Annotated in this window: 15 protein-coding genes, 2 tRNA genes and 1 pseudogene; 7 read left to right on the forward strand and 11 right to left on the reverse strand. The window is 62.5% G+C overall.

Annotated elements, in window-relative coordinates:
• The first annotated feature begins 54 nt into the window (after positions 1-54).
• Positions 55-3,081, forward strand: coding sequence for a CheR family methyltransferase (locus tag N008_RS15730; RefSeq protein WP_156109347.1), 3,027 nt, complete (start codon positions 55-57; stop codon positions 3,079-3,081).
• A 94-nt stretch (positions 3,082-3,175) separates the two neighbouring features.
• Positions 3,176-5,155, forward strand: coding sequence for a PAS domain S-box protein (locus N008_RS15735; protein WP_044017377.1), 1,980 nt, complete (start codon positions 3,176-3,178; stop codon positions 5,153-5,155).
• Between the two features lie 150 nt (positions 5,156-5,305).
• Here N008_RS15735 and N008_RS15740 read toward each other — a convergent pair whose 3' ends face one another.
• Positions 5,306-7,504 (reverse strand): hypothetical protein, encoded by a 2,199-nt coding sequence (locus tag N008_RS15740; protein ID WP_156109348.1) that lies wholly within the window; start codon positions 7,502-7,504, stop codon positions 5,306-5,308.
• A 306-nt stretch (positions 7,505-7,810) separates the two neighbouring features.
• On the opposite strand from N008_RS15740, the gene N008_RS15745 reads away from it, so the two are divergent.
• Positions 7,811-8,737 (forward strand): alpha/beta fold hydrolase, encoded by a 927-nt coding sequence (locus N008_RS15745; RefSeq protein ID WP_044017381.1) that lies wholly within the window; start codon positions 7,811-7,813, stop codon positions 8,735-8,737.
• A 139-nt stretch (positions 8,738-8,876) separates the two neighbouring features.
• On the opposite strand, the gene N008_RS15750 is transcribed toward N008_RS15745, so the two are convergent.
• Positions 8,877-8,948, reverse strand: a tRNA-Glu gene (locus N008_RS15750).
• Between the two features lie 78 nt (positions 8,949-9,026).
• Positions 9,027-9,728, reverse strand: coding sequence for a TVP38/TMEM64 family protein (locus N008_RS15755; protein WP_044017383.1), 702 nt, complete (start codon positions 9,726-9,728; stop codon positions 9,027-9,029).
• Between the two features lie 249 nt (positions 9,729-9,977).
• Between N008_RS15755 and N008_RS15760 the strand changes: the two genes are divergently transcribed.
• Positions 9,978-11,765, forward strand: coding sequence for a glycoside hydrolase family 15 protein (locus tag N008_RS15760; RefSeq protein ID WP_044018930.1), 1,788 nt, complete (start codon positions 9,978-9,980; stop codon positions 11,763-11,765).
• A 76-nt stretch (positions 11,766-11,841) separates the two neighbouring features.
• Here N008_RS15760 and N008_RS15765 read toward each other — a convergent pair whose 3' ends face one another.
• The 4 genes from N008_RS15765 to N008_RS15780 all read right to left on the reverse strand — a co-directional run bounded on the left by N008_RS15765 (position 11,842) and on the right by N008_RS15780 (position 16,446).
• Positions 11,842-12,579 carry a M48 family metallopeptidase gene (locus N008_RS15765; RefSeq protein ID WP_156109349.1) on the reverse strand — a complete coding sequence of 246 codons (738 nt, stop codon included), beginning with the start codon at positions 12,577-12,579 and terminating at the stop codon, positions 11,842-11,844.
• A 244-nt stretch (positions 12,580-12,823) separates the two neighbouring features.
• Complete coding sequence (locus tag N008_RS15770; protein ID WP_044017385.1) at positions 12,824-14,998, reverse strand: bifunctional alpha,alpha-trehalose-phosphate synthase (UDP-forming)/trehalose-phosphatase; 2,175 nt, start codon at positions 14,996-14,998, stop codon at positions 12,824-12,826.
• Positions 14,999-15,197: 199 nt separating this feature from the next.
• On the reverse strand, positions 15,198-16,277 hold the full coding sequence (locus N008_RS15775; RefSeq protein WP_044017387.1) for a DUF695 domain-containing protein: 1,080 nt from the start codon (positions 16,275-16,277) through the stop codon (positions 15,198-15,200).
• Between the two features lie 97 nt (positions 16,278-16,374).
• Positions 16,375-16,446 (reverse strand) — tRNA-Glu (locus tag N008_RS15780).
• A 250-nt stretch (positions 16,447-16,696) separates the two neighbouring features.
• Here N008_RS15780 and gap point away from each other — a divergent pair.
• Both gap and N008_RS15790 read left to right on the forward strand, forming a co-directional pair.
• Positions 16,697-17,704 carry a type I glyceraldehyde-3-phosphate dehydrogenase gene (gene gap, locus N008_RS15785; protein WP_044017389.1) on the forward strand — a complete coding sequence of 336 codons (1,008 nt, stop codon included), beginning with the start codon at positions 16,697-16,699 and terminating at the stop codon, positions 17,702-17,704.
• Positions 17,705-17,949: 245 nt separating this feature from the next.
• The gene (locus N008_RS15790; protein ID WP_231569726.1) at positions 17,950-18,882 is read left to right on the forward strand and encodes a diacylglycerol/lipid kinase family protein; all 933 of its coding nucleotides are present in this window, start codon (positions 17,950-17,952) and stop codon (positions 18,880-18,882) included.
• A gap of 4 nt (positions 18,883-18,886) precedes the next feature.
• Here N008_RS15790 and N008_RS15795 read toward each other — a convergent pair whose 3' ends face one another.
• Entirely contained in the window at positions 18,887-20,245 is a 1,359-nt protein-coding gene (locus tag N008_RS15795; protein WP_231569727.1) for an ATP-binding protein, read from the reverse strand.
• Between the two features lie 361 nt (positions 20,246-20,606).
• On the opposite strand from N008_RS15795, the gene N008_RS15800 reads away from it, so the two are divergent.
• Positions 20,607-20,951: a translation initiation factor gene (locus tag N008_RS15800; protein ID WP_044018934.1), complete on the forward strand. Its 345-nt coding sequence runs from the start codon at positions 20,607-20,609 to the stop codon at positions 20,949-20,951.
• Between the two features lie 432 nt (positions 20,952-21,383).
• On the opposite strand, the gene N008_RS15805 is transcribed toward N008_RS15800, so the two are convergent.
• From N008_RS15805 to N008_RS15815, 3 genes and pseudogenes are all read right to left on the reverse strand, one after another.
• Entirely contained in the window at positions 21,384-22,820 is a 1,437-nt protein-coding gene (locus N008_RS15805; RefSeq protein WP_044018936.1) for a TolC family protein, read from the reverse strand.
• A 27-nt stretch (positions 22,821-22,847) separates the two neighbouring features.
• Positions 22,848-23,599, reverse strand: a pseudogene (locus N008_RS22425) (IS5 family transposase).
• Positions 23,600-23,693: 94 nt separating this feature from the next.
• A complete protein-coding gene (locus tag N008_RS15815; protein ID WP_044017395.1) occupies positions 23,694-26,867 on the reverse strand; it encodes an efflux RND transporter permease subunit in 3,174 nt (1,057 codons plus the stop codon).
• Positions 26,868-26,884: the final 17 nt, after the last annotated feature.

Below are 26,884 nucleotides of genomic sequence, written 5' to 3' on the forward strand. Positions count from 1 at the left end.
GGGCGCTGCCTTTGCAGTATGCCTGTTCTTTCTCCGGCATCTGATCCATAGTTTATGCAGACTCCCAGCGCGTCGAATGCCGGCGAAACAAGTACTTCCAGATCAGCCGTTGCTGCTGGCAGCGGCCGGCTGGATGTGCAGGCGGGGCCTCTTGCGGTGGGCTCGATGGGTGGTGTCCTCAGCTTTCCTATCGTATGCCTGGGCGGCTCGGCCGGCTCCCTCGTGGCCCTCGAGCACTTTCTGCGGGCCGTATCGCCCAATAGTGGCCTGGCCTATATTATCGTCACGCACCAGATGCCCACCCAAGATGGCGAGCTGACCCGCGTGCTGCAGCACTTTACAGCCCTGCCCGTGCACGAGGTGACCGATGGGATGAAGGTGCGCCCCAACCACGTGTACGTCATTCCGCCCGGCCGCGACATGTCGCTGCTACACGGGGCGCTGCACCTGTTCGAGTTCACCCAGGCCCCCGGCCGCCGCCTGCCCATCGACTACTTTCTGCAAAGCCTGGCCAAAGATGCCCGCGACCGGGCCGTGTGCATCATCCTGTCGGGCATGGGCGCCGATGGCAGCATTGGCCTGAAGATGGTGATGGAAAACTTTGGGATGGTGATGGTACAGGAACCCGAGGAAGCTGAGTTCGACAGCATGCCCCGCGCCGCCATTGCCACCGAATTCGTGGATTTTGTGCTGCCCGCCGCCGATATGCCAGCCCACCTGCTGGAGTATGGGCGCCAGCCGCCGCTGCGCCGGCCCTTGCGCGCCACTCCGGCGGAGGCACAGGGGGGCATGCCCGCCCACGCGCTGCAGAAAATATTTATCCTGATTCGCAACCAGACCGGCCACGACTTCTCGTTCTACAAGCGCAACACCGTGTTTCGCCGGATTGAACGGCGCATGAACGGCCACCAGATCCGCGAGTTCACGCACTACGTGCGCTACCTGCAGCATAGCCCCGAGGAAGTGGAGCTGCTGTTCAAAGAGCTGCTGATCGGCGTCACGAAGTTCTTCCGCGACGGGGAGGCCTTTGCCTCGCTTAAGCGCCACCTGCAGCCCATGCTGCGGCAGGTGCCCTCGGGCACCACGGTGCGGGTGTGGGCTCCGGGCTGCTCTACCGGCGAAGAAGCCTACTCGCTGGCCATGACGCTGCTGGAGTGCTTCGAAGCCGAGCCGGGCCGCAACCTGAGTCTGCAGATCTTCGCCACCGACATCAGCACGGAAGGAATTGAAGCAGCCCGGGCTGGCCTCTACACCAGCAACATTGCCGCCGATGTAAGCCCGGAACGGCTGCGGCGCTTTTTTCATAAGCTTGATGGCGACTCCTACCAGATCCGCAAGGAAGTGCGCGACTCGGTGGTGTTTGCCCTGCACAACCTCAACAAAGACGCTCCATTCACCAAGCTGGACCTGCTGTGCTGCCGCAACCTGCTTATCTACCTGAGCGCGGAGCTGCAGAAAAACCTGATTCCCATCTTCCACTACGCCCTCAACCCCAATGGCCTGCTGTTTCTGGGGCCCAGTGAAAACCTCACCGGCTTCCAGGATCTGTTTGTCCCGCTGGACGTGAAATGGAAGATTTCGCGCCGTGCCGAAGGCGCCGCTTCTCTGGTGCGGCTGGCCAATTTCCCGTTTGCTTCGGGGCAACAGGCGCCGGTGGCGCTGCCCGCTAACTCTCTTGCTATGACCCCAGCCACCCCTCGCCGCGACGGCCTGTTTGCCAGCCTGGTGCAACGCACCCTGCTCGGAGCCTTTGCGCCACCGGCCGTGGTTGTCAATGCCAAAGGCGACATCCTGTTTGTGAACGGGCGCACCGGCCGCTACCTGGAGCCGGCCCCCGGCCTGAGCGGCATGAACATCTTCGATATGGCCCGCGACGAGCTGCGCTTCGAAATCAGCGACGCCGTGCACCGGGCCAGCCACGAGCAGCAGAGTGTGGTGAGCGAAGGGCTGCGGGTGAAAACCGAGGCCGGCTACCAGCTGCTGCGCCTGCGGGTGACGTATCTGGCCGCGCCGGAATTGCTGAGCGGGCTGCTGCTGGTGTCGTTTGAGGATGTGGAAACGCCGCGCCGGGTGCGCCAGGGCAAGCCCACTGCTACCGCCAGCGCCACCCGCGCCGACCTGGTAACCGCCCTCGAAAAAGAGCTGCAGCACACCCGCCACCGCCTCCAGACCACTATCGAGGAAATGGAAAGCAGCCTGGAGGAGCTCAAAAGCACCAACGAGGAGCTGCAAAGTGCCAACGAGGAACTGCAAAGCACCAACGAGGAGGCCATGACCAACAAAGAGGAAATGCAGAGCCTCAACGAGGAGCTCATGACCCTCAACATGCAGTACCTGAGCAAAACCGAGGAGCTGAGCCAGGCCGCCAACGACATGAAAAACCTGCTCGATGCCACGGAAATAGCCACTATCTTCCTCGACAACGACATGCTCATCAAGCGGTTCACACCGCCGGTCGGCCGCATTATTTCGCTGCTGCCCTCCGACGTAGGACGCCCCATCACGCACTTCGCCAGCAACCTGCGCTACGACAACCTGGCCGCCACCGTGCAGCAGGTGCTCGACCGCCTCGTCAGTGCCGAGGCCACCATCCAGACCACTGCCGGCGACTGGTACGCCATGCGCATTCTGCCCTACCGCACCCTCGAAAACTACATCAGCGGCGCGGTCATCACCTTCACCGACGTGACGACCATGAAGCAGCTGGAGCAGCAGATGCAGGCCAGCCGCCGCTTGGCCGAAAGCATTGTGGAAACCGTGCGCGAGCCGCTGCTGGTGCTCGACAAGCAGCTCCGCATTCTCACGGTCAGCCAGGCCTTTGCCACCACGTTTGGGGTGGAGGCCGCGGCCGTGAAAGGGCATGAGCTGGGCGGGCTTGGCAAGGGTGCCTGGCAGCAGCAGGCCCTGTACCAGCAGCTCCGGCAACTGCTGGACGGCACCACCGATGGCTTCGACGATTTCGGCCTGCAGGTGCCGTTTCCGGAAACCGGCCAGCAACTGGTGTTGCTTTATGGCCGGCGTATTCTTAGCGAAGGCCGGCCTACCGGCCACATATTGCTGGGCGTGCAGCCCCGCCAATAACTCCGGCCAGGCCGTAGCGTAAAGGCAGGCATAAATATAAATACTATGTGGACTCTGAAAATTCTGCCTGCCAGGGGCAGCTAGGTACGGCGCTATGAACGACGAACACGACTTACCGCCATTTCATACCTCCCATGAGGCCCTGCTGGCCTTGCGCGAGCGGGCCGAAAAGCGCCGCTACCTCGTCACGCAAGCCGTTACCGACAAAAGCCCCGACGAAGTACAGCGGCTGGTGCACGAACTGCAAACCCACCAGATAGAGCTGGAAATGCAGTACGAGGAACTGCTGCTGGCGCAGGCCGAGGCCGAGAGTGCCCGCGCCGAGTTTGTCAATCTCTACGACTTTGCGCCCGTTGGCTACCTCACGCTGGACGCACACGGCACTATCCGGCAGCTCAACCTGCGGGCCGCCCAACAGCTGGGTAGCATCCGGCAGCGGCTGGTGGGGCGGCGGCTGGCCCTGTTTGTGGCCGAAGCTGACCGGGTAGCCTGCGCCGACTTTCTGCAGCAGCTACAGGCATCGGACTTGCGCCACACTTGCGAGCTGGAGATGCGCCGGCAGGATAATACGGCCTGGTATGCGCTGCTCGAAGGCAGCCAGGGCCCGCCTACCGAGCACGAGCCGCAGTACCGCGTGGCGCTGCTCGACGTGACCGACCGGCGCCTGACCCGCGACGCACTGGCGGCCAGTGAGGCCCGGTTCCGGCGCCTGTTTGAGCAAAGCGCCGATGCCGTACTGCTGGTGAGCGACCTGCACATCGTGGATTGCAACGAAGCCGCCCTGCGCATGGTGGGTGCCACAGCCAAGGAGCAATTGCTGAACAAGCCCGTTACGTACCTGGTGCCCGAGTTTCAGCCCGATGGCGAGCGGTCGGAGGACGTGATTCAGCGCCAACATCAGACATTGCGCCGTGAGGGCACCAACCGCTTTGAGTGGTACCGCTACAACCTGCATGGGGAAGCAATGTGGCTGGAAATCGTACTCACCAACATCAATGTGAGCGGCGAGCAGCTGATCCATGTGGTGTGGCGCGATATTACGGCGCAACGGGCGGCGCGTGAGCAGCTGCGCACCGAAAAGGAATTCACTAAAAGCCTGCTCGACAACAGCGTGGATACCATCGTGGCGCTCGACCGAGACGCGTGCGTAACGGCCTGGAACCGGGAGGCAGAGCTTTACTCCGGCCAGCAGGAGGGGCAGGTGCTCGGGAAAAACATTTTCCAGCTGTTTCCGCACTTCGCCAGGATCATGGGCCCCGAAACCGTTCAGCACGTGCTGGACACCGGCGAGCGAATCATGCGGGCCAATGTTGCCTACGTCAATCATCCCGGCCACTACGATGCCTACTTAGTGCCCTTGCGCAGTGAAGGGCAGGCGGCTACCGGTCTGCTGCTGGTTGTTCGCGACGTGACGGAGCGCAACCGGTTGCAGGAGCAAGCCACCCGCCTGCAGCTCACCCGCCAGCAGGAGGTGCTTTCGGCCATTCTCACCACCCAGGAAGCCGAACGCAAGCGCATTGCCGAGGCCCTGCACAACGGCGTAGGCCAGCTGCTCTACGCCACCAAGCTGCACCTGCAACGCTCCACCGACGCCAACCGCGACAAGAGCCTGACGCTGCTCGACGACGCCATCCGGATGACGCGTACCATCTCCTTCGAGCTGACGCCCGGCATTCTGGAAGACTTTGGGCTGGAATACGCGCTGGGAGAGCTGATCCGGCGTATTCCGCGGGCCAGTCTGAAAGCGTCGCTGCACGTTACGGGGCTGGAAGCACCGCTGCCGAAACTGCTGGAAGTGGCCGTGTACCGCATGGTGCAGGAGCTGTTCAACAACATCATCAAGCACGCCGGCGCCCAGGAGGCCTTTATTCACGTGGTGCGCGAAGCCGACCAGCTCTCCATTTCGGTGGAAGACAACGGCTACGGCTTCAACCCCGAGCCTCTGCCCGACGCGCTGCCCGGCATCGGGTTGCCGGGCATCCACAGCCGGGTAGGCCTGCTGGGCGGCACCCTCAACATTGCCTCCCGCCCCGGCCAGGGCACCATCATCAGCATCGAGCTGCCCGTGCGGTAGAATTATGGTAGAACGTCATTCCGAGCATGTGGCGCATCAAGCCAGTGTGCGGAGCCGCAGCCGAGGAATCTCGCGTGCTGACATTGTAATGGTAATTACTACACTAACGAGATTCCTCGACTACGCTCCGCTTCGCTCGGAATGACGTTCCTACAGCCTCACCCCAATGCCGGGGCCGAAGAGGAAGAACAGGCGGCCGGTGCTCACGAGGTAGCCGCCGCCCAGGTAGAGCGGGAACGTGAGCTTGGCGTCGGAGCGGGTGGGGTAGACGGAGCCCAGCACCACAATGCCCAGGTCGCGGCCGGCAGTGCTGTTGGGGTTGAGGTTGAAGGCGTTCAGGGCCACGAAGCCGGCGCCCACCTTGTAGGGCCGCAGCTTGTTGATTTTGGTGGGGTGGTAGAAGCTGAACTGCGCTAGCGTGGCCAGGCTGATGCCGCTAAAGGCCGTGTAGTTGTTGCTCTCGCCGCTTTTGGCGTTGAGCTGCTTGGTGAGCAAACCGGCCGGAAAGCTGATGTCGATGTCGAATTTCACGCGGCGCTGCAGCACCAGTTCCAGCTTTTGCGAGAAGCCCGCCTCCTGGTACTGGGCCGGGTTGTGGCGCACCGTCACGATGATGGTGCTCCAGTCGTCGAGGGCGTAGGTTTTGCGCGCGCCCAGCAAACTGTTGAGGCTGATGTTGCCCACCTGGCACTGCTTGTCCTGGTAGAAGGCGGCCCGCACCGAGTTGTCATCAGGGCACACCACCACGTTGTCGACGGTGCGCATCTCAATCAGCTCGCCCTTAGCGTTCTGGGTCCGGATGTCGAAAATCAGGTACTGCTTGCCAAACAGCTGCTTGTCGGAGTCGATGCCGCCGCTGTTGAAGCCAAACACCACGTCGCTCACCGTGCGGTCATACAGTACCGGGCCGTTGAGGCGCGTCACGGGCCGTGGTGCCTCGCCAAAGGTCACGCTCACAAAGTCCAGCGGGTGGGGGCGCTGAAACTCGCGCACGGCCAAACTATAGCCCGTGGCCTGCCCGGCGTTGAAGATGGTGATGCGCTTCTTGTCGATGGTGACGGGCACCTGCACGCGGTACACCACGGCCGCGTCGGAGCGCACGCTGGAGTCCGACGGAATCACCTGCACGTCCTCGAAGTGGAACCGCGCCCGCGCCAACGACTCGCCCTCCAGGCGCACGTCCACCGTCTCGCCGGGGTTCACGTTTGGGCTGCTGGTCCAGTCGCCGCCCCGGTGCCGCACGCTCACGGCCGTGATGGTGGTTTTGGGCGAGATGTTGAAGTTGGTGATGTACTTGGCCTGGTCGTTTTCCTTGATGTATAGGTAGCTGTCGGTCTGGCGGTGGGTGTTGTACACGCGCAGCCAGCACAGCACCCGGTCGTTGGTGAGGTACTGGCGCGTAAACAGCTCGGCCACCAGCGAGCCGCCAGCTTCTTCCTGCTCCTCAATGCGGTAGGTGCGCTTCAGGTCAAACGTGCGGCCGTTGTCGAGAATCAGCTCCACGCCCTTGCGCCTGGATACCTCGTCGAGCGTAATTTCCTTTTTATCGACGCTCAGAAAGCGCAGCCGCGAGGCTTTCACCGTGAATTCCTGCCGGATGGGCGGCAGCGCGTAGCTCACGCGGCGGTTGTTGTCGGTGAGGAAGGGGCGCTCGGTCTGGGGCTGCACCGTGAGCAGGCGGGTGCCGGTGGCGTTAGGCAGCACGTGCAGCCGCAGCCCGCCCTGCTCCTGCGTAATGCGGTAGTCGATGTCGCGCCCCTTGGTCCAGTCGGCGGTGGTGCGGATGTTCTTCAGGTTGTTGGAGCTCAGCTCGAACACCTTTTCCTCGCCCACAAACAGCTCCGGGTCGGCGGCCCGCAGCTCCAGCGTGGTGCGCGTCACGGGCAGCAAGCTCACGGTCTGGGTACGGGCCGGCGCGCCCACCGAGTCGGCGGCCTGCGAGAACGTGAGGCGCAGAAACCGTGCCGCCGTCAGCTCCTTGAACCGCACTTTGGCGCGGTAGTAGGGGCCAGCGGGGCCGGTGGCGGCCGTCAGCGAGTCGAGCAGCAAAAAATCGGCGGAGCGCACCAGCCGCAGCGGCCGGCTGCCGCGGCCGGCGGGATACACCTCCAGCTCGGCGGTTTCATCTTCCTGGCGGTAGAAGAAATACAGGCTGGGCTCGTTCTGCACCAGCACCGTGTGGCGGCTGAGCAGGTAACGGGTGGTGTCGGTGCGCAGGGCCAGGTCGCGCACGAGCAGGCCCGGCTCGGCGGCGCCGCTTTGCGCCACGGCCGCTGCAAAAGGGGTGAACAGCAGCAGCAACAGCAGCGCCAGGTGGCGCAAAAGGCGGAATCCCGGAGAAAGGCGCACGGGTGGTCGGCGTAAAAGAGATGAGCAATCAGCGGGGTAGCTGGCAATGGCCGGCCGCCCGTAAGCCCGCAAAGGTAAGCCCCCGCGCCCCGAACCGAACAGGAAAAGTTGCCTGATTTCGGGGTGTGGCGGCTGGTGAGGCTGTTGCCTCGGCCGGCCCTGCTCTTTGTGGCGCACGGTGCGGCCGTTGGCTGGCGCCGCCGCCCGAACAAATAGCGGAATCTGCAGTAAACCCAAAGAAGGCCCGGCGGCCGGGCCATTTTCTGCGCCGGCTGCTTTGGGCACTCATCCGTTTTCGTTTTCTCTATGGATCTGAATTACATCCGGCGCGGAGCCGGTCGGCCGTTGCTGCTGGTACACGGAATCGGGGGGAGCTGGCGCTCCTGGAACACCATCATCGACGCCCTGGCCGCCGAGCGCGACGTTGTGGCCGTCGACCTGCCCGGCCATGGCAAAACGCCCCCGCTTGCCGGCGAAAACTCCATCCGCACCTTCGCCGACGCCCTTACGGCCTTCCTCACCCAGCACAACCTGCTCGGGATTGATGCCGTGGGCAGCTCGATGGGCGCCCGCCTCGTGCTGGAGCTGGCCCGGCGCGGCGGCGTGGTAGGGGCGGTGGTGTCGCTGGACCCCGGTGGCTTCTGGCAGGGCTGGGAAATTCCGTTTTTCTATCACTCCGTGTCGGTTTCGGTGAAGCTGGTGAAGGCGCTGCAGCCGGTCATGCCACTGCTGGCTGGCTCGGCTGTGGGCCGCACCGTGCTGCTGCCCCAGTTTTCGGCCCGGCCCTGGGCCGTGGATGCCCGGCAGGCCCAGGAGGAGATGCGCACCTTCGCCAACACGCCCGTCTTCGAGGAACTGCTCGACCGGCTGGCCCACGGCGAAAAGCAGCAGGCCGCGCCCAAAGGCAGCATTTCGGAGCCGCTGGTGATTGGCTGGGGCCGGCAGGACCGGGTGTGTTTGCCCAGCCAGGCCAAGCTGGCGCTGGCCAAGTTCCCGGATGCCCGCCTGTATTGGTTCGACAACTGCGGCCACTTTCCGCAGTGGGACCAGCCCGAAGAAGCCACCCGGCTCATTCTGGCCGCCACCAGCGGCCACGGCCTGTCCGACACTTTTGCGGCCGACCAGCGGCAGTTGCAGCCCTCGCAGCCCAAAGTGCCCACTGCCGCCGTGGTAGGCGGTATTCTGGCGCTGCTGGCCGGTGGCGTCTGGCTGCTGGCTTCGCGCCGCAGGTAGCCGGCCCAGGGTTTCATTGCCTCCGAAATTAATCAGGGCCGGCCTTCCGATGGGAGGCCGGCCCTGATTGTTTCGGCCAATAGCAATACCGCAAAAAGCAAAACACCCGCCCTGAAGTGAATCAGAGCGGGTGCTTTCGTAGTCCGTAGGGGAATCGAACCCCTGTTGGTAGAATGAAAATCTACTGTCCTAACCCCTAGACGAACGGACCATTTCAAACGGCTTTTTCCGTTTTGGTGATGCAAAGATAAGGCACTAAAAATGTATCCTGCAAGTCCCAGGCAATGATTTAGTGAGATTTTTGTCGGCGCCGGTCCCACCACACGTACCCGCCGAACAGCACCAGGCTCACCCCGGACACCCATAGCAGTCCGGTTTTCAGGCGGTTGCTTTCTTCGCCGAGGTAGGCCAGCAGCGCAATCAGCGGCACTACGCCGGCCACGGTGGCGGCCATAAATTTCCAGTATCCCATGCGCGCCACCCCCGCCACAAAGCTGATGGCGTCGTCGGAGAGGGCCGGGGAGAGGCGGGCAATGACGATGGCCCACACGCCGTAACGGTGCACGATGTCGATGACCTTTTTCTCGGTGGAGCGGCCCAGCAGGCGGCTCACGAACGACTCGCCGAGGGCGCGGCCCAGCCCATAGCCCACCGTGGAGGCGGCCACCACGCCGGCCAGCGCCAGCAAAGAGCCCCACCACGGCCCGTACGCTAGAATGGCTACCAGAATCAGGGCCACCACGTTCACCACAAACAAAAACATCTGCACCACCATCAGCCCTACCAGCACCACCGGGCCCCAGTTGCCAAACTGGGCCATCCAGTCGGCAATCTGGCGTTGCTCGCCGCTTTTCAGCACCCGGAAACCTTCCTGGGCCGCTTCCTGAAAAGCCGGCCAGAAAAAATAGGCGGCCACCAGGGCCACTAGGAAACTCAAGGAAAGATAGAGGGGCCAGTGGGTGCCGCGGCGCGGCGCAGAAGACTCGGGCATATGCAGATAACAGGCAGTCGATCAGGTGGGTGAAGGCGGATGGGAAGCGGGCTTTGGGCAGCATAAATGGGGCTGTACCGGCCCGCCAACTCCCGGCCACAGGATGCCTGTACGCAACTCCGGCGGCTATGGCCAGGACAACCCCGGCCGCCTATGTGGGGTACTACCACAGGCCGGCCGCGGCCGGGAGCAGGGCCCGCCGGCCCGCCGCAGGGCTCCGAAACCAACAACCAGCAACTGAAAACCAGCATGATCAAACATACCTACGACATGGGCCTGATTGGCAACTGCGCCTTCCTGGCTCTCATCCGCAAGGATACCTCGGTGGCCTGGATGTGCTGGCCCCGCTTTGATAGCAGCTTTGTGTTCGGCGACCTGCTCGACGGCCAGAAGGGCGGCGAGTTCAGCGTGAAACCGGCCGCGCCCGGCCAGTTCGAGTCGCACCAATACTACGAGCAGAACACCAACGTGCTGTGCACCGAAATCGGGAGTGAAGACGGGCGCTACCGCGTCACGGACTTCGCACCGCGCTTTCCGCAGTATGAGCGCTACTACAAGCCGCTGATGATGATCCGGAAGCTGGAGCCGCTGGCTGGCACGCCCCGTATCCGCGTGAGCTGCAACCCGGTGGGCAACTATGGCGAAACCCGCCTTACGCGCCGCCGCAGCTCCAACCACATTGCCTATCTGGGCCTGGAAGAGGAAATCCGCCTCACTACCGACATCCCGCTCACCTACATCACCGATGGCGAGGACTTCGTGCTCAGCGAAACCCGCTACCTGGTGCTCACCTATGGCGCGCCGCTGGAAGCCGCGCTGGGCAGCACCGCCGAGCGGTTTCTGCGCGCCACCACCGACTATTGGCGCCAGTGGGTGAAAAGCACCACCATCAGCAACTTCCACCAGCAGGCCGTGATTCGGTCGGCGCTGGCCCTCAAGGTGCACCAGTACGAAGACACCGGCGCCATCATTGCGGCCAGCACCACCAGCCTGCCCGAAGCGCCCGGCAGCACCCGCAACTGGGACTACCGCTACTGCTGGATGCGCGACACGTTCTACACGCTCACGGCCTTCAACAACATCGGGCATTTCGAGGAGATGGAGCGGTATTTCCACTACATCGCCAACATCACCAGCAAGGTCAGCGGCGACAAGTACCAGCCGCTCTACGGCATCAGCGGCGCCTCGGAGCTGACTGAGCACGAGCTGCCGCTGGCCGGCTACCTCGGCAACCAGCCCGTGCGCATCGGCAACGACGCCTTCACGCATATCCAGAACGATGTGTACGGCCAGATTCTGGTGGCGCTGCTGCCGCTCTACGTGGATGCCCGTTTCCAGAGCCCCGAGCGCAACAGCCCGGAGAAGATGGTGTTTGACACGCTGCGCATGATCGAGAAAACCATGGACCAGCCCGACGCCGGCCTGTGGGAGTTCCGCCACATTGCGCAGTATCACTGCTACACCTACCTGTTTCACTGGGCCGGCAGCCACGCCGCCCGTAAGGTGGCCCAGGCGCTCCAGAACCCCGAAATGGAGGCCCTGGCCACCCGCCTGATGCACGCCGCCGAAGAGCGGGTTGAGCAATGCTTCAGCGAAGAGCACCAAGCCTATGCCAACGCCATCGGCTCGCCCCACCTCGACGCCAGCACCCTGCAGCTGATCATGATGGGCTACCTCGACCCGACCACCGAGCGCGCCCACCGTCACCTGCAGGCCCTGGAAAAAGAGCTGATGACGCCCGAAGGCCTGTTCTACCGCTACCGCCACCCCGACGATTTCGGCACGCCCGAAACCACGTTCCTGATCTGCTCCTTCTGGTACGTCGAGACGCTGGCCTGCGTCGGCCGCCTCGATGATGCCGTTCGCGAGTTCGAGAAGCTCATCACCTACACCAACCACCTGGGCCTGCTCTCGGAGGACGTGGACGCCAAAACCGGCTCACAGTGGGGCAACTTCCCGCAGGCCTATAGCCACGTGGGCCTCGTGAATGCCGCCTATCGCATCTCCAAAAAGCTGGACCGCCCGACTTTCGTGTAAGATCAGCTGTAACTTAAAGTAAAACGGCCAGCTTCTCTAAGCGAGAAGCTGGCCGTTTACTTGTGTTCTAGGCATTTTAATCCGCGTCGGCGGCGCGTAGGTGAACGCGGTTGAGCTCGGCTTTGTGCTGGCGCCAGTCGGGCATGAACTGGTCCATCAGGCCCCAGAAGCGGGCGTTGTGGTACCGCTCGTGCAGGTGGGTTAGTTCGTGCACCACCACGTATTCCATGCAGGGCAGGGGCCGCTTGATCAGCTCCAGATTCAGCCAGATGCGGCGCGCCTGAATGTTGCAGGTGCCCCAGCGGGTTTTCATCTGCTTGATGCCCCAGCTGCTGGCCTGCGCCCCCACCACGGGCTGCCAGGCAGCCAGCAGCGCCGGTAGCTGCTGGCGGAGCTGCTGCCGGTACCAGCCATCCAGCGCCTTGCGGCGCTGCTCCACGGTGCTGCCGGCCCGGATGTGCAGCGTCAGGATAGGGGGCTCGGCGTTGGGCAGTAGCACTACTTTAGGCGCGCCTTCAGAGTCCTGTACCTGCAGCACATACGCCTGCCCCTGATACGCATGCAGCTCGCCCGAAACGTAGGTGAGAGCCGGTGCCACCTCGCGCGCCGCAAAGCGGGTCTGGTGCTTCTCAATCCAGGCGCGGCGGGCCAGCACCAGCTCCCGGATGGTGGCATCGGGCGTACGTAGCGGCACGGCTACCCGCACCCGCCCGTCGGGCATGTGCACGCTCAGGCGCAGCGTCCGGATATTCTTGCGCACGACTTCCACCGGGAGGTCGTCAATCAGCAGCAAGTTTGAGGTGATAGGAGACAAGTGATAGGTGACAGGTAAGGTGTGACAGGTTTTCCAGTGCTGGGGGCGAACTACCGGCAGCAAAGCTACAAGCGCGGGCAATAGCAAGCCCCGGCGGGGCGCTACCCTGGCCGCTTGGGCAAGGTGGCGCCCCGCCGGGGCTTGGCGGGGAGCAGTAGCGCGAACTTTGTAGTTCGCGTCACCGCACCGTAACAACGGAATAGTCCGAGCGGTGCGAGGAGCGCGAACTACAAAGTTCGCGCTACTACAACAGTTGGCGCAGGAGCCGGCGCACGTCGGGGGTGCCGGCTACGTGGTAGCGGGCCAGCGAGCGGGAGGTGGTGCCCACCTTCACGGTGTAGGCTTCGGGTGGCATGGCCCGGAACGTATCCTCGTCGGTGCGGTCGTCGCCGATGGCCAGCGTAAAGCCCGGCTGGTAGGTGGCCAGCCAGCGGGCGGCGGCCGAGCCCTTGTGGATGCCGGCTGTCTTGATTTCGATGACTTTATTGCCCTCCATCACCTGCAAATCGCCGTTGGAGGTCATGAAGGTGAGGTGGTTAAGCAGGTCGCGGGCGCGCACGGCCCCCAGCTCGGCATCGGCGCGGCGGTAGTGCCACACCAGCGAGTAGTCCTTGTCCTCGATAAACGAGCCGGCCGTGCGGGCCACGTACAGCGCCAGAATCGAGCGGATTTCGGGTTTCCAGTCGTTGCTGAGGGTCTGGAACAGCTGCCAGTCCTCGCCGGCTGGCCGCAGCCACACGCCATGCTCGGCAATGAAGTCGATGGGCAGATGCCCCAGCCAGGTTTGCAGCGTGGCCCGGTCGCGGCCACTGATGACCACCACCCGGTTCTGCGGCACGTCGGCCAGGGCCTTGAGCAGCAGCAGCAGCTCCTGGTCGGGGCGGGCGCGCTGCGGATCGGGGTGGAAGGGGGCCAGCGTGCCGTCGTAGTCGAGCAGCAGCAGGCGCGAGGGGGCTGCATGGTACTCACTGAGCAGCTGCGTCGTGGCCGTGGGTGTGAGGGTTTCAGTGGCCAGCGTGTGCTGCTTGATCTTGGTGTAGGCCAGTCGGTCCATGAACAGCTGCGTCCAGGCAAACACGTTGTACTGGCGCACCAAAGCCTGCATGGCGCTCATGCGCTGAATCTGCTCTTCCTCGGGCATCACCAGCGCATCGTGCATGGCCTCAGCCAGTTGGCCGGTATCGGTGGGGTTGATGATGAGGGCATCCGACAGCTCCCGCGCTGCCCCGGCCCGCTCGCTCAGAATCAGCACGCCGCGCTGGTCGGCTTTGCTGGCCACAAATTCTTTGGCTACCAGGTTCATGCCGTCGCGCATGGGCGTCACCAGCGCCACTTCGGCCAGGCGGTAGAAGGAAGCCAGCTCTTCCAGCGGAAAAGAGCGGTAGAAGTAGTGGATTGGGGTCCATGAGATGGTGCGGTACCGCGAGTTGATGCGGCCCACCAGCTCGTCAATTTCCTCTTTTAGACTAGCGTACTGAGCCACCTGGTCGCGGGAGGGCACTACCACCATCAGCAGGCTGGCTTGCTCGCGCCACTCGGGGTAGCGCTGCAGCAGCAGCTCGAAGGCGCGCAGGCGCTGGGCAATGCCCTTAGAATAGTCGAGGCGGTCGATGCTCAGAATCACGCGCACGTCGCGCAGGGCCTCGCGGTAGTTGGCCTCGTGCCGGACAGCTGCCTCTGATGCTGCCGCCGCCACAAACCGCTCGTAGTCGATGCCCATCGGGAAGGCATCCACCAGCACCGTGCGGGTGCCGGTTTCAATCTGCCCATTCTGCGAAGACATGCCCAGCAGCTGCGACACTGCGCTCAGGAAATGGCGCATATACCCGAAGGTGTGGAAGCCGATCAGGTCAGCCCCCAGCATACCTTGCAGCAGCTCCCGGCGCCACGGCAGCACCCGAATCAGCTCGTACGACGGAAACGGAATATGCAGGAAGAAACCGATGGTGCAGTCGGGGCGGGCTTGGCGCAGCAGGGCCGGCAGCAGCAGCAGCTGGTAGTCGTGGATCCAGATGGTGTCGTCGGGGCCGGCCAGCTCCAGCACGGCGCGGCAGAATTTCTCGTTCACGGCCACGTAGGCCTCCCAGTGGCTTTGCTCGTAGGTGGCGTACTGCGTGAAGTAGTGGAAGGTAGGCCAGAGCGTGGAGTTGCTGAAGCCCTCGTAAAAGTCGCGGATTTCGGTTTCGGTGAGAAACACCGGCACCATGCTGTTCTGGGCCAGCTGCTCGCAGACGTAGGCTTCTTCGGCGGCATCCTCCACGTATAGCCCCGGCCAGCCCACCCACACGTTGTCATCCTGCTGATAGATGGAGCCGAGGCCGGTAGCCAGCCCGCCTTCGCTGGGCTGAAACGTGAGGCTTTCTTCAGTCCGCAGGATTTTCGTGGGCAGGCGGTTCGAGACAATAAGGGTACGGGACATGGGCCGTTTGGAATGGTGAACCCCTTGGTTTACGGGAGAAACCAACGCTCAGCCATTAGTATTTCTGCGCAGTTTTCTTACCGCGCCGGCCATTACCGCGCAGTCAGGGTTACGTTACTCACCATCATGAAGACCTAATCTGTTAAGCCGCTGCAGAGGGTATTGCCGGATATGGAGGAGTAGGAACCGCTAAACAGGATTAGGCCACGCCAAACCGCTCGAACGATTGCCAATACTTGTCCTTATATATCTCATACGTCACCTCCAACGTGCTGGCGTACTGGGTTTGCAACAGGTAGAGTACCTTCGACGGCTTGCGAAAATCCCGGCAGGCAAAATAGATTTCCCGCTGGCTGTCAGCTGTCTGACGGCCCAGGTTCAGGTACCCTCCGATGTCTGGTAGCTCGGCCAGTAGTTCATCTTCCAGCGTGTCGAGCAGCGCGTACGTTTCATCGTCGGGCATACCGCTGTTGTTGATATCCTCATAGGTCACCATCACTACTACTATCCACGGGTGCGAGGCTTTGGCTTCCCAGGCTAGCAGATCGGTGTTCATAATGGCAAACAGCTTATTGCCGTTTCCCAGCTCAGCCTGAAAGCTGGTGTACGTGTCGTCGGTAGTACCGTGGTACTGGCCCTCATACTTCTCAATGAACTCTTTCTGCCGCCACAGCAGATAATCCTGCAGCTTGGTAATGGCAATAAGCGGCTGCTGAGCATCCGCGGGCCCTGTCACCGTTATCTGGTCGATGGAGGTGGCAAAGCCGAGCTCACCCAGATAAGTTTCCAGAAAGATGAGCGCCCCGTTCCGGACGGTGGTGCTGTCGGCTTCCGTGAAGTGCGGGTGCACCAGTACCAGGCTGATTTCGTCGGGGTAAGCCGGGTCGTCGTTAGGGTAAAAGTGGAGGGTGTCGGCATTGAACTCGAAGCCGGCCATGTTGATGGATATGCCTGAAATGTCACTTGCCGTTTTCAGGGCCGTAAACTTCCAGCCCGGTAGCGCCGGTGCCGCGGCCACCAGCTCTTCCACAAGCCCGATCAGGTCAAGTGCCCCCTCCGCCGAGAAAACCAGCTCCGCCGTGTCGTCCGTCAGCATACCCGTCTGGAAATAGAAGCCTTCCCTGACCTCGTCGAGGGCCGGCGTAAGCAGGGCAAAAAAGTCTTCGGGAATCAGGGTGCCTTCCTGCACCACGCGGAAGAAAGCCTGTTCGTGCTGGGAAAACCAGTGCCAGAATGCAGTGTAGCGCGCGCTGAGCGCAGCAGAGGAAGGGAGAGTCATGGAGGCAAGTAAAGAAACCTCCGCGAAAGCCCGCCCGCCTCCGGTGGCCCGAAAAGCAAAACACCCGCTCTGAAGTGAATCAGAGCGGGTGCTTTCGTAGTCCGTAGGGGAATCGAACCCCTGTTGGTAGAATGAAAATCTACTGTCCTAACCCCTAGACGAACGGACCATTTCAAACGGCGTTTTCCGTTTTGGTGGTGCAAAGATAGGAGGCGCCTGCCAGCAGGCAAGGGGTGGGTAATAAAATTTTTGCCTCAATAGGGAAAACCGCTTGATTGTCAGGGGTAAATTTTTTCAAAAAACCCACATCAGCCCGTAGAAGGCACCCGATTTGGCGAAGTACCCAGAGCCCGTTACCTTCGCTGCGCGTTTTCACCGGCCCCTCCCGGGCCGATACACTCCCCATTCCCCATACAACTATGGCTAAAATCAAAGTTGCCATCAACGGCTTCGGCCGGATTGGCCGCCTGACGTTCAAAGCGCTGCTCGAGCGCGACAACGTGGAAGTCGTGGCCATCAACGACCTGACCGATAACAAGACGCTGGCGCACCTGCTCAAATTTGACTCCGTACACGGCCGCTTCAACGGTACCGTGGCCTACGACGAGAATAGCCTGACCGTAAACGGCAAGCACATTGCTGCTCTGGCCGAGCGCGACCCCAAGCTGCTGCCCTGGGGCGAGATGGGCGTGGACGTGGTACTGGAAAGCACTGGCCGCTTCGTTGACGAAGCCGGCGCTGGCCAGCACCTCACCGCTGGTGCCAAGAAGGTGGTTATTTCGGCTCCTGCTACCGGCAACATCCCCACGGTGGTACTGGGCGTGAACGAAGACATCCTGACCGGCGAAGAAACCATCCTCTCTAATGCTTCGTGCACCACCAACTGCCTGGCCCCCATGGCCAAGGTACTGGATGATGCTTTCGGCATCGAGAAAGGCTACATCACCACGGTGCACGCCTACACCTCCGACCAGAACCTGCAAGACGCGCCGCACAAAGACCTGCGCCGCGCCCGCGCCGCTGCCTACAGCATCATCCCCACCAGCACCGGTGCCGCCAAAGCCGTAGGCCTGGTGCTGCCCCAGCTGAAGGGCAAACTGGACGGTATTGCCATGCGCGTGCCTATTCCGGACGGTTCGACCACGGACCTGACCGTAGTGCTGAAGCGCGAGGCAACCAAGGAGGAAATCAACGCGGCCGTGAAGGCTGCCGCTGAGGGCCCCATGAAAGGCATCCTGGAGTACAGCACCGACCCGCTGGTGAGCATCGACATTGTGGGCAACCCCCACTCATGCATCTTCGACTCGGAGCTGACCGCGGCCAACGGTACGCTGGTGAAAGTGGTAGGCTGGTACGACAACGAAACCGGCTACTCCACCCGCACCGCCGACCTCATCCAGAAGCTGGGCGAGAAAATGAACGGCTAGGCTGTTCTGCTTTGGCAACAAAAAAGGGCTTCAGCAATGGAGCCCTTTTTTGTTGCCGAAGCAGAACGAGGAACTGAGCAGGGTAGTAACGGAGTATAAGAAGGTGCCTGGTCTGGCTGGTGCGTGTTCCAGGGCTTTCCGGACTGCCGGTTGTGAGCTGGTAGGGCCGGTGCAACCCCGTGTGGCCTGGAAACTGGCGTACATGGCCCGGCCGGCTTACAGGCTGTGCAGAATGCCGGTTACCTTTGCCAGATAAGTTCTCCGGTATCCGGCTACTCAGCTACTCCACTACTCAGCTACTCTCCCGCGTGCGCATCTGCTTTATCCTGAACCCGACTTCCGGCACCAACCGCACCGAGGATGTGCCGGCTTTGCTTACGCGCTACGCCACGGCGGCCGGCGCCGAGTTCGAGATTCAGTCTACGGCCTACGCCGGCCACGCCGAGCAGCTGGCCCGGCAGGCGGCCGCGGCGGGGTGCCGGGTGGTGGTGGCCGTGGGCGGCGACGGTACCGTGAACGAAGTGGCCCGCGGCCTGCTGGGCACGGCGGCGGCGCTGGGCATTGTGCCGCGCGGCTCCGGCAACGGGCTGGCGCGCCACCTGCACATTCCGCTGGACTTGCCGGGAGCCGTGCGCCGCGCCTGCCAGCCCACCTTCCAGCGCATCGACGCCGGCGAAATCAACGGGCGGCCGTTCTTCTGCACGGCCGGGCTGGGGTTTGACGCCCACGTGAGCAAGATGTTTGCGCGGGCCGGCACCCGCGGGCTGAGCACCTACGTGAAAGTGGCTTTGCGTGAGTACCGGCGCTACCGCCCTGTGCCGGTGCAAGTCACGCTGCAGGGCCAGGAGCTGTTCGACACGCACTGCTACGTGCTGGCCTTCGCCAACGCCGCCCAGTACGGCAACAACGCCTACATCGCGCCCCGCGCCAACATTCAGGACGGGTTACTGGACGTGTGTTTGATCGACGGATTGTCGTTGCCGCGGGCGGTGCGGGTGGGGCTGGGTCTGGCGCTGGGCACGCTGGCCACCTCGGGCGGGGCGGTGTACCACACCACGCAGCAGGTGCGGGTGCAGTCGGCCACGCCGCTGGGCTTCCACGTGGATGGCGACTACGTGGAAGATGCCACCGATTTTGAGGTGCTGCTGCACCCGCTGGCGCTGGAAGTGGCCGTGTAGCGTTTCAGGCGGCGCCTGGTAGCGTCACCACAAACTCGGTGCCCTGGCCTTCCTCGGTGTCAAATGTGAGGGTGCCGTTGTGGCCGTTGGTGATGATGTCGTAGCTGAGCGAGAGGCCCAGGCCGGTGCCTTCGCCGGTGGGCTTGGTGGTGAAAAACGGCTGGAAAACCTTCTGGCGCACGGCCTCCGGGATTCCGTCGCCGTTGTCGTGCACGCAGATTTGCACGTCGCCGGTGGGCAGGCGCCGGGTGCACACGCGCACGGTAGGCTCGAAGCCCACGGGCTGCCGCAGCTGGCGCTTCTGCACGGCGTAGAAGGCGTTGGTGAACAGGTTGAGCAGCACCCGGCCCAGGTCCTGGCCCACGGCCTCCACCGGCCCGATGGCGGGGTCCAGCTCGGTCAGGAGGGAGGCGTTGAAAGTTTTGTCTTTGGCGCGCAGGCCGTGGTAGGCCAAGCGCAGGTATTCGTCGGCCAGGGTATTGAGGTCGATGGGCTGGCGCTCGGTGCTTTGGGCGCGGGAGTGTTCCAGCATGCCCCGCACGATGCTGGCGGCCCGGTGGCCGTGGTGGTTGATTTTCTCCAGATTCTGGCGCAGATCCTGCAGCAGCAGGGGCTCCAGCTCGGGGTTGCGGATGGGGCTGCGCTGCTCGGCCTCCAGCTCCTGCACCAGCTCGGCACTGACATCGGCAAAGTTGGTGACGAAGTTGAGCGGGTTCTGGATTTCGTGGGCAATGCCGGCCGTCAGCTCGCCCAGTGAGGCCATTTTCTCGCTCTGAATCAGCTGGGCCTGGGTGTTTTTGAGCTCGGTGAGGGCCTGCTGCAGCTCCTCGGTCTGCTGCTGCAGCGTAGCGGTGCGCTCGGCCACCAGCCGCTCCAGCTCGGCGTTTTGGGCTTCCATCTGGCAGCGCGCTTTTTCTTCTTCCTCGTGCTGCAGCCGCTCGGCTTCTAGGCGTTTTTTCTGGTTTTTGGCCAGCACCACGAAGGTAATAAACCAGATAACGGCGAAGCCCTGCGCCGTTTCCAGCACGCTGCCGAAGGTGCCGGACAGGCTCCCGATGAGCAATGTAAGCAGCTCGGCCGCGGCGTGCAGCGCCAGCGGGGCCAGGGCCAGCAGCAGGGTGCGGGCGGGTCGGTAGTCGCGGGCGCGTACCAGCACGGCCGCCCCAACTACGTACACGAACAGATAGTACAGCTCATCACCGAGGTCGGCCTTCCAGCCTGCCAGGAAGCACAGCGCAAACAGCGCCACTCCCGGCACCCAGATCCGGCCCAGCAAATAGCTGAGGCGAGGCATGCGGGTGGGCAGGTCGAGGAAGCGCCGCAGCCACCGCACGGCCAGTAAGGCCAGTAGGCACCCAAACAAAATAGAGCCATTCGTGGCCTCAGACGCATCGATGGCCAACACCCTAAGTAGCACGCCCGCAGCGGCCGGCTGCTGCCCCCCCAGGCCGGAGGGTGCAGCCCGGCGCGGTGGCAGCACCGCAGGAATGGGGCGGCCAAGCTTAACAGTGCGAAATAGTCGAGCCGGCCGGAGCGGCGTCCGCCGGCCCGGTACCATCGGGCAACGCATAGTTAGTAGCAGCAGCTGGAAGTAAACTATACTTAAAGATGCAATTATAAATGAGTTATGCTATGCTTTTGGGAATGAGTTGTTGGGGCAGCAATCAGCTTGGTCGCTGCCGCCGGCATTGGCTTGTACGCACTGATTGCACTACATTTCGGCCATGAAAGCCGATAAGAACCGCCGGGAAGGCGTGGTGTACTCCACCAACCCCGATTTCGAATACCAGGATACCAACGAGCCCGCCGCCGTCACGCTGCCCCCGCAGCAGCAGAATTTGCGCGTGCAACTCGATAAAAAAGCGCGCGGTGGCAAGCAGGTCACGCTCATCACCGGCTTTGTGGGCCAGGATGCCGACCTGCAGACGCTGGGCAAGCTGCTCAAAACCAAGTGCGCCGTGGGCGGCAACGCCAAAGACGGCGAAATCATCATCCAGGGCGACTTCCGCGACAAGGTGATGGCCGTGCTGCTGGAAAAAGGCTATAAGGCCAAGAAGGCGGGTGGGTAGCCGGCGCGGCAACGAACCCTGGTGGCGCGTCAACGACCGTTGCTAACGTGACAGCCCCCATTGCCGGGGTGGCAATGAGGGCTGGCGTAGTGACAAGTCGTATTGACAAGGCGTCAATAAGCTACGGCTGGGTGACAACGGTCCGTGACGAGGTGGCAACGCTTCGTGACCAGGTGACAACGCATGGTGGTGAGGTGGCAACGCGTTGTGACGACATGGCAACGTCCGGTGGCAGCGTGACAACGTGTGCTGTCGGGGTGGCAAGAGCAGGTGGCGGTGTAGAGACGCGACACTTCGCGTCTCGTCGTTGAACGACCGGAACCGCACCCAATAAACAACATCAGCAACGAGGAGACGCGAAGTGTCGCGTCTCTACTCGTTCTGACGGCGACCGGCCCGACGGCTTGAAAGAGCCGCCGGACCGGGACGTTCTTACTTCCAGCCGCCGCCTAGGGCGCGGTACACGTTTACGGAGGCGTTGAGCTGCTGCATCTTGGTTTCGATCAGGTCGAACTTGGATTCCAAGGCGTCGCGCTGGGTGAAGAGGACTTCCGTGTAGTCGGCGCGGGCGGAGCGGAACAGGCTGTTGGAAATGCTGGTGGACTGATTGAGAGCCAGCACGGCCTTGGCCTTTTCGTTGTAGCTCTGCTGCAGGTTGTTGATGCTGGCCAGCTGGTTGGCTACTTCCACGTAGGCGTTCAGGATGGTCCGCTCGTAGTTGTAGGCGGCCTGAATCTGCACGGCGTTGGCGTTGCCGTACAGGGCCTTGATGCCGTTGCGGTTCACCAGCGGGGCCACCAAATCACCGGCCAGGGAGTACAGCATACTCTCGGGGGTGGTGAACAGCAGCCCGGGCTTGAAGGCCCCGAAACCAGCCCCGCCCGTGATGCGCAGCGCCGGGTAGAAGTTGGCCCGCGCAATCTGGATGTCCAGCCTGGCGGCGGCCAGCTGCTGTTCGGCCTGCCGGATATCGGGGCGGTTTTGCAGCAGCTGGGCCGGCACGCCAGCCTGCACCGGGGCGGGCAGCAGCTCATTGAACGCCGCCGAGTTGCGGGCAATGGGCTGGGGGTAGCGGCCGGCCAGGAAGTTGAGGCGGTTCTCGGTTTCCGTGATGCGCTGTTGAATGCCGTACTGCAGGCTGCGGGTGTTGTGCAGCTGGGCCTCGAAGCGCTGCACGGCCAGCTCGGTGGTGCGGGCTGACTCCTTCTGCAGCTTCACCAGCTCCAGGGCGTTGGTCTGCAGCTCGATGTTCTGGCGCACGATGGCCAGCTGGTTGTCCAGGGCCAGCAGCTCGTAGTAGGAGGTGGCAATTTCGCCGATCAGGTTCGTGACCGTGAAGTTGCGGCCTTCCACCGTGGCCAGGTAGCGCAGCGCGGCCGACTTGCGGGCGTTGCGCAGCTTGTGCCAGATGTCCAGTTCCCAGCTGGCAAACGCCCCGATCTGGTAGTTCTGCAGTGGGTCGGGGTTGCGGTGCTCGGGCTGGATGTTGATGGATTCCTCGGTGGCGCCCTGCAGCGTGTTTTTGCTGGCCCGCGCCGTTTCGGCCTTGGCGCCCAAACCCACGAAGGGCAGGTACTCGCCCTTGCGGATCTGGACCTCGTTGCGGGCAATCTGGATTTCCTGCAGCGAGATATTCAACTCCTGGTTACGCTGCAGGGCCGTATCGATGAGGCCCACCAGGTTGGGGTCGGTGAAGAACTGCCGCCACTGGTTGCGGGCGGTGTTGGTGCTATCCGGGGTGGAGGTGGCGTAGGTGGCGGGTACCGGCCGGCCGGCGGCCTTGGTGGCCAGCTCGGGCATTTTGCACGCGCCCACCGACAAGGCCAGCACCGCGGCGCTCAGCCCCTGATAAATGCGTTTCTTAAGCATGACTGTGGCTCGGAATTTCTTCATCAACTAGGCTGTGTCTGAAAAGTGATGCTGCAAAATACGGCGGATACAGGCCAGCGAGGCCATGCTGAGGAAATGGGCGTCGTGTTTCTCATAGCGCGTGGCCACGCGGCGATGTTCTTTGAGCGAGCCAAAGAAGCGTTCCACCACATTGCGCCGCGCATAGCGAGTTGGCTCGATTCGGGGTGGCCGTCCTCGCCGCCGACAGCGACGGCCTGCGGCTGGTTGCCGACGTGGAATGACGGCCCGGATGCGACGACGACGGAGCCAGTGGCGAATGTGGACCGCGTCGTAGCCGCGGTCGGCCAGGAGTTGACGTGGGCGTCGACGCACCCGCACCTGTTCACAAAGCGGTTCAAACTGGGGCCCATCATGCCGCTGGCCGGCCGACAGATGCAGGGCCAGCGGCGTACCCGCGCCATCACAGACTACATGCAGCTTGCTGGTCAGCCCGCCGCGGCTGCGCCCGAGGCACTGGGCTTTTTTTTCGTGCCGCCCGCCGCACTTTTGGTGGCCCGCACCGTGGTCGAATCCACCAGCCACGTGTCCAGGTCTAACAAGCCGGCCGCATCCAGGCGCAGGCGTAAGCGGTGCAACACCCGCTCGAAGGTGCCATCAGCGGCCCACCGGCGAAATCGTTCGTACGCCGTTTGCCAGGGGCCGTAGCGTGCTGGTAAATCCCGCCAGGGCGCTCCGGTGCATAGGATCCAGAGTAAGGCATTCCATTGCTGGCGGTCATCGCGCCGGGGGCGCCCCAGACGTTGTGGGGGCAATTCGCTTTCCACCGCGGCCCATTGGGCATCTGTTAACTCATACCGTGCTGCCATACCCTAAGATACATAACACCCCTTTTCAGACACAGCCTAATACGTGCGGCTCAAACTCCGACAGCGGGTTTTCGTTCTCATCCTGAATCAGCTTGCGGCCGGCGGACAGCGTACCAAAAATGTAGTACAGGCCAGGCACGATAATCACCCCGAACACGGTGCCGAACAGCATGCCGCCCAACGCCGCCGTACCAATGGTGCGGTTGCCGATGGCGCCCGCGCCGTGGGCAATAACCAGCGGAATCAGGCCGGCAATGAAGGCGAAGGAGGTCATCAGAATGGGTCGGAAACGCACTTTCGCGCCTTCAATGGCCGCTTCGCGCACCGTCATGCCTTCCTCGTGCTTCTGCACCGCAAACTCCACAATCAGCACGGCGTTCTTGCCCAATAGGCCCACCAGCATCACGAGGCCCACCTGGGCGTAGATGTTGTTGGCCAAGCCCATGGTTTTGATGAGCAGGAAGGAGCCGAAAATCCCGGCCGGCAAGCTCAGAATCACGGACAGCGGCAGCAGGAAGCTCTCGTATTGCGCGGCCAGCACCAGGTACACGAACACAATCACGACCAGGAAGATGTAGATGGCCTCGTTGCCGCGGCCCACTTCGTCTTTTGAGAGGCCGCCCCAGTCGATGTCATAGCCGCGGGGCAGGGTTTTGGCGGCCACTTCCTGCACTGCCTTGATGGCTTCGCCGGAGCTGTAGCCCTGGGCCGCGTCGCCGCGGATGGAGGCCGTGGGGTACATGTTGTAGCGGTTGATTTCGTTGGCGCCTTGGCCCTTCACAATCTTCATAAAGGCCGACATCGGCACCATTTCGCCTTTGTCGTTCTTCACCCACATGTCCAGAATGTCCTTGGGCAGGCGGCGGTACTCGGGCGAAGCCTGCACGAACACCTTGAAGAAGCGCTGGTACTTGATGAAGCCCAGCTCGTACGTCGAGCCCACCATGATGCTCAGCGTGTTCATGGCGTTGCCGATGCTCACGCCCTTCTGCATGGCCAGCTGGTTGTCAATCTGCAGCTCGTACTGCGGATAGTTGGCTGAGAAGAAGGTGAACAGGCCGCTGAGCTCCTTGCGCTTTTTCAGCTCGGTCATGAACTCCTCGTTCACTTTTTCCAGGGCCTTGTAGTCGCCGGTGGCCGTTTTATCGAGCAGCTGCAGCTGGAAGCCGCCGGCCGCGCCGTAGCCCGGTACTGCTGGTGGCTCGAAGAACTCGATGGTCGCGCCGGGAATTTCCTTGGCTTTCTCTTCGAGGGCCATAATCACGTCGTGCACCGATTCCTTGCGCTCGTTCCAGGGCTTGAGGCTGATGATGCAGGTGCCGGCGTTGGAGCCGCGGCCTTCGGTCAGAATCTCGTAGCCGGCCAGCGTGGAAATGCTTTCGATGCCGGGCACTTTTTCAGCCAGCTGCTGCAGGCGCTGCGAGAGGTCGTTGGTGCGTTCCAGAGTAGAGCCGGGCGGCGTCTGGAGCACGGCGTAAATCATGCCCTGGTCTTCGGCCGGAATGAAGCCCGAGGGCAGGGTAGTGGAGATGCCGAAGATGCCCGCCCCAAACGCAATCAGAATCAGGAAGGTGAGCAAGCGGCGGTCCACCACCTTTTCCAGCAGGTTGGTGTAGCGGCCGGTCAGGCGCTCGAAGCCGCGGTTAAACCAGTCGATAAACCGGTTGATGGGCGTTTTCTTGCGGGGCTGGCCGTGGTTGTTCTTCAGAATCATGGCGCAGAGTACCGGCGTCAGCGTCAGGGCCACGATGCCCGAAATGACGATGCTGGCGGCCATGGTAATCGAGAACTGACGGTAGAAAATGCCCACCGGCCCGCTCATGAAGGCTACCGGCACGAATACCGCCGTCATCAGGATGGTAATGGCAATAATAGCCCCGCTGATTTCGCCAATCACCTCGCGCACCGCGCCGTAGGGCGAGAGGTGCTTTTCCTCCATCTTGGCGTGCACGGCTTCCACTACCACAATGGCGTCATCGACCACAATCCCGATGGCCAGCACCAACGCAAACAGCGTTATCATGTTGATGGTGAGCCCAAACGCCTGCATGGCCATGAACGCGCCCACCAACGACACCGGCACGGCAATAATCGGAATCAGCGTGCTGCGCCAGTCGCCCAGGAACAGGAACACCACCAGGGCCACCAGAATAAAGGCGTCGCGCAGGGTGTGAATCACGTTTTCGGTGGAGGCGTCGAGGAAGTTCGACACATCGTAGCTGATCTTGTAGTCCATGCCGGGGGGCATGGTTTTCTTCAGCTCTTCCAGCTTGGTTTTCACGCTCTTGATGACGTCGAGGGCGTTGGAGCCGTAGGTCTGCTTGAGCATGATGGCCGCCGAGGGGTAGCCGTCGAGGTTGGAGTAGATGTCGTAGAATTCCGAGCCCAGCTCCACGTTGGCCACGTCCTTGAGGCGCAGCGTTTCGCCGTTGGCGTTGGCCTTAATGATGACGTTCTTGTACTCCTCCACGTCGTTGAAGCGGCCCTTGTAGGTGAGCACGTACTCCAGCGCCGAGGCCTCCTTGCCATCCGAGCGGCCAATACGACCCGGCGAGCCAATCACGCTCTGGTCGTTGAGGGCTTCCATCACGTCGTCGACTGACAGGTTGTAGGCCCGCATGCGGTCCGGCTTCAGCCACACGCGCATGGCGTACTGGCGGCTGCCCAAGATGCTGGCCCGGCCCACGCCATCAATGCGCTGGATTTCGGGCAGCATGTTCACCCCGGCAAAGTTGAAGAGGTACCGCATGTCGGTATTCTTGTCTTTGCTGTAGAGGTTGACGTACATCAGCATGTTGGGCACCACGCGGTTCACCACCACACCCTCGCGCTGCACCAGCACCGGCAGGCGGTTGAGCACCTGCGCAATGCGGGTGTTCACGTTCACCACGGCCTGCTCGGGGTCGGTGCCCAGGTTGAACACAATCTGGATGTTGGCCTCGCCGGCCGATACGGCGTCGGAGGTCATGTACTTCATGCCGGGCACGCCGTTGATGGCCTGCTCCAGCGGAATCAGCACCGATTCGGTGAGCACCTTGGCGCTGGCGCCGGGATAGGCCGTGCTCACCATCACCATCGGCGGCGAAATCTCGGGAAACTGGGACGTGGGCAACGTATTGATTGCCAGAATGCCCAGGAACATGATGACCACCGAAATAACGATGGCAAACACGGGTCGGCGAATGAATTTACTGAACATGATAGTTACTGTTCGTT

The organism is Hymenobacter sp. APR13, from assembly GCF_000737515.1.
GTDB lineage: Bacteria > Bacteroidota > Bacteroidia > Cytophagales > Hymenobacteraceae > Hymenobacter.

What these genes read in the sequence shown, in the direction of transcription:
- N008_RS15730 (WP_156109347.1), top strand. Translation starts at nt 55, where the DNA reads ATGCAGACTCCCAGCGCGTCGAATGCCGGCGAAACAAGTACTTCCAGA.
- N008_RS15735 (WP_044017377.1), top strand. Translation starts at nt 3,176, where the DNA reads ATGAACGACGAACACGACTTACCGCCATTTCATACCTCCCATGAGGCC.
- N008_RS15745 (WP_044017381.1), top strand. Translation starts at nt 7,811, where the DNA reads ATGGATCTGAATTACATCCGGCGCGGAGCCGGTCGGCCGTTGCTGCTG.
- N008_RS15755 (WP_044017383.1), bottom strand. Translation starts at nt 9,728, where the DNA reads ATGCCCGAGTCTTCTGCGCCGCGCCGCGGCACCCACTGGCCCCTCTAT.
- N008_RS15760 (WP_044018930.1), top strand. Translation starts at nt 9,978, where the DNA reads ATGATCAAACATACCTACGACATGGGCCTGATTGGCAACTGCGCCTTC.
- N008_RS15770 (WP_044017385.1), bottom strand. Translation starts at nt 14,998, where the DNA reads ATGTCCCGTACCCTTATTGTCTCGAACCGCCTGCCCACGAAAATCCTG.
- N008_RS15775 (WP_044017387.1), bottom strand. Translation starts at nt 16,277, where the DNA reads ATGACTCTCCCTTCCTCTGCTGCGCTCAGCGCGCGCTACACTGCATTC.
- gap (WP_044017389.1), top strand. Translation starts at nt 16,697, where the DNA reads ATGGCTAAAATCAAAGTTGCCATCAACGGCTTCGGCCGGATTGGCCGC.
- N008_RS15800 (WP_044018934.1), top strand. Translation starts at nt 20,607, where the DNA reads ATGAAAGCCGATAAGAACCGCCGGGAAGGCGTGGTGTACTCCACCAAC.
- N008_RS15805 (WP_044018936.1), bottom strand. Translation starts at nt 22,820, where the DNA reads ATGCTTAAGAAACGCATTTATCAGGGGCTGAGCGCCGCGGTGCTGGCC.
- N008_RS15815 (WP_044017395.1), bottom strand. Translation starts at nt 26,867, where the DNA reads ATGTTCAGTAAATTCATTCGCCGACCCGTGTTTGCCATCGTTATTTCG.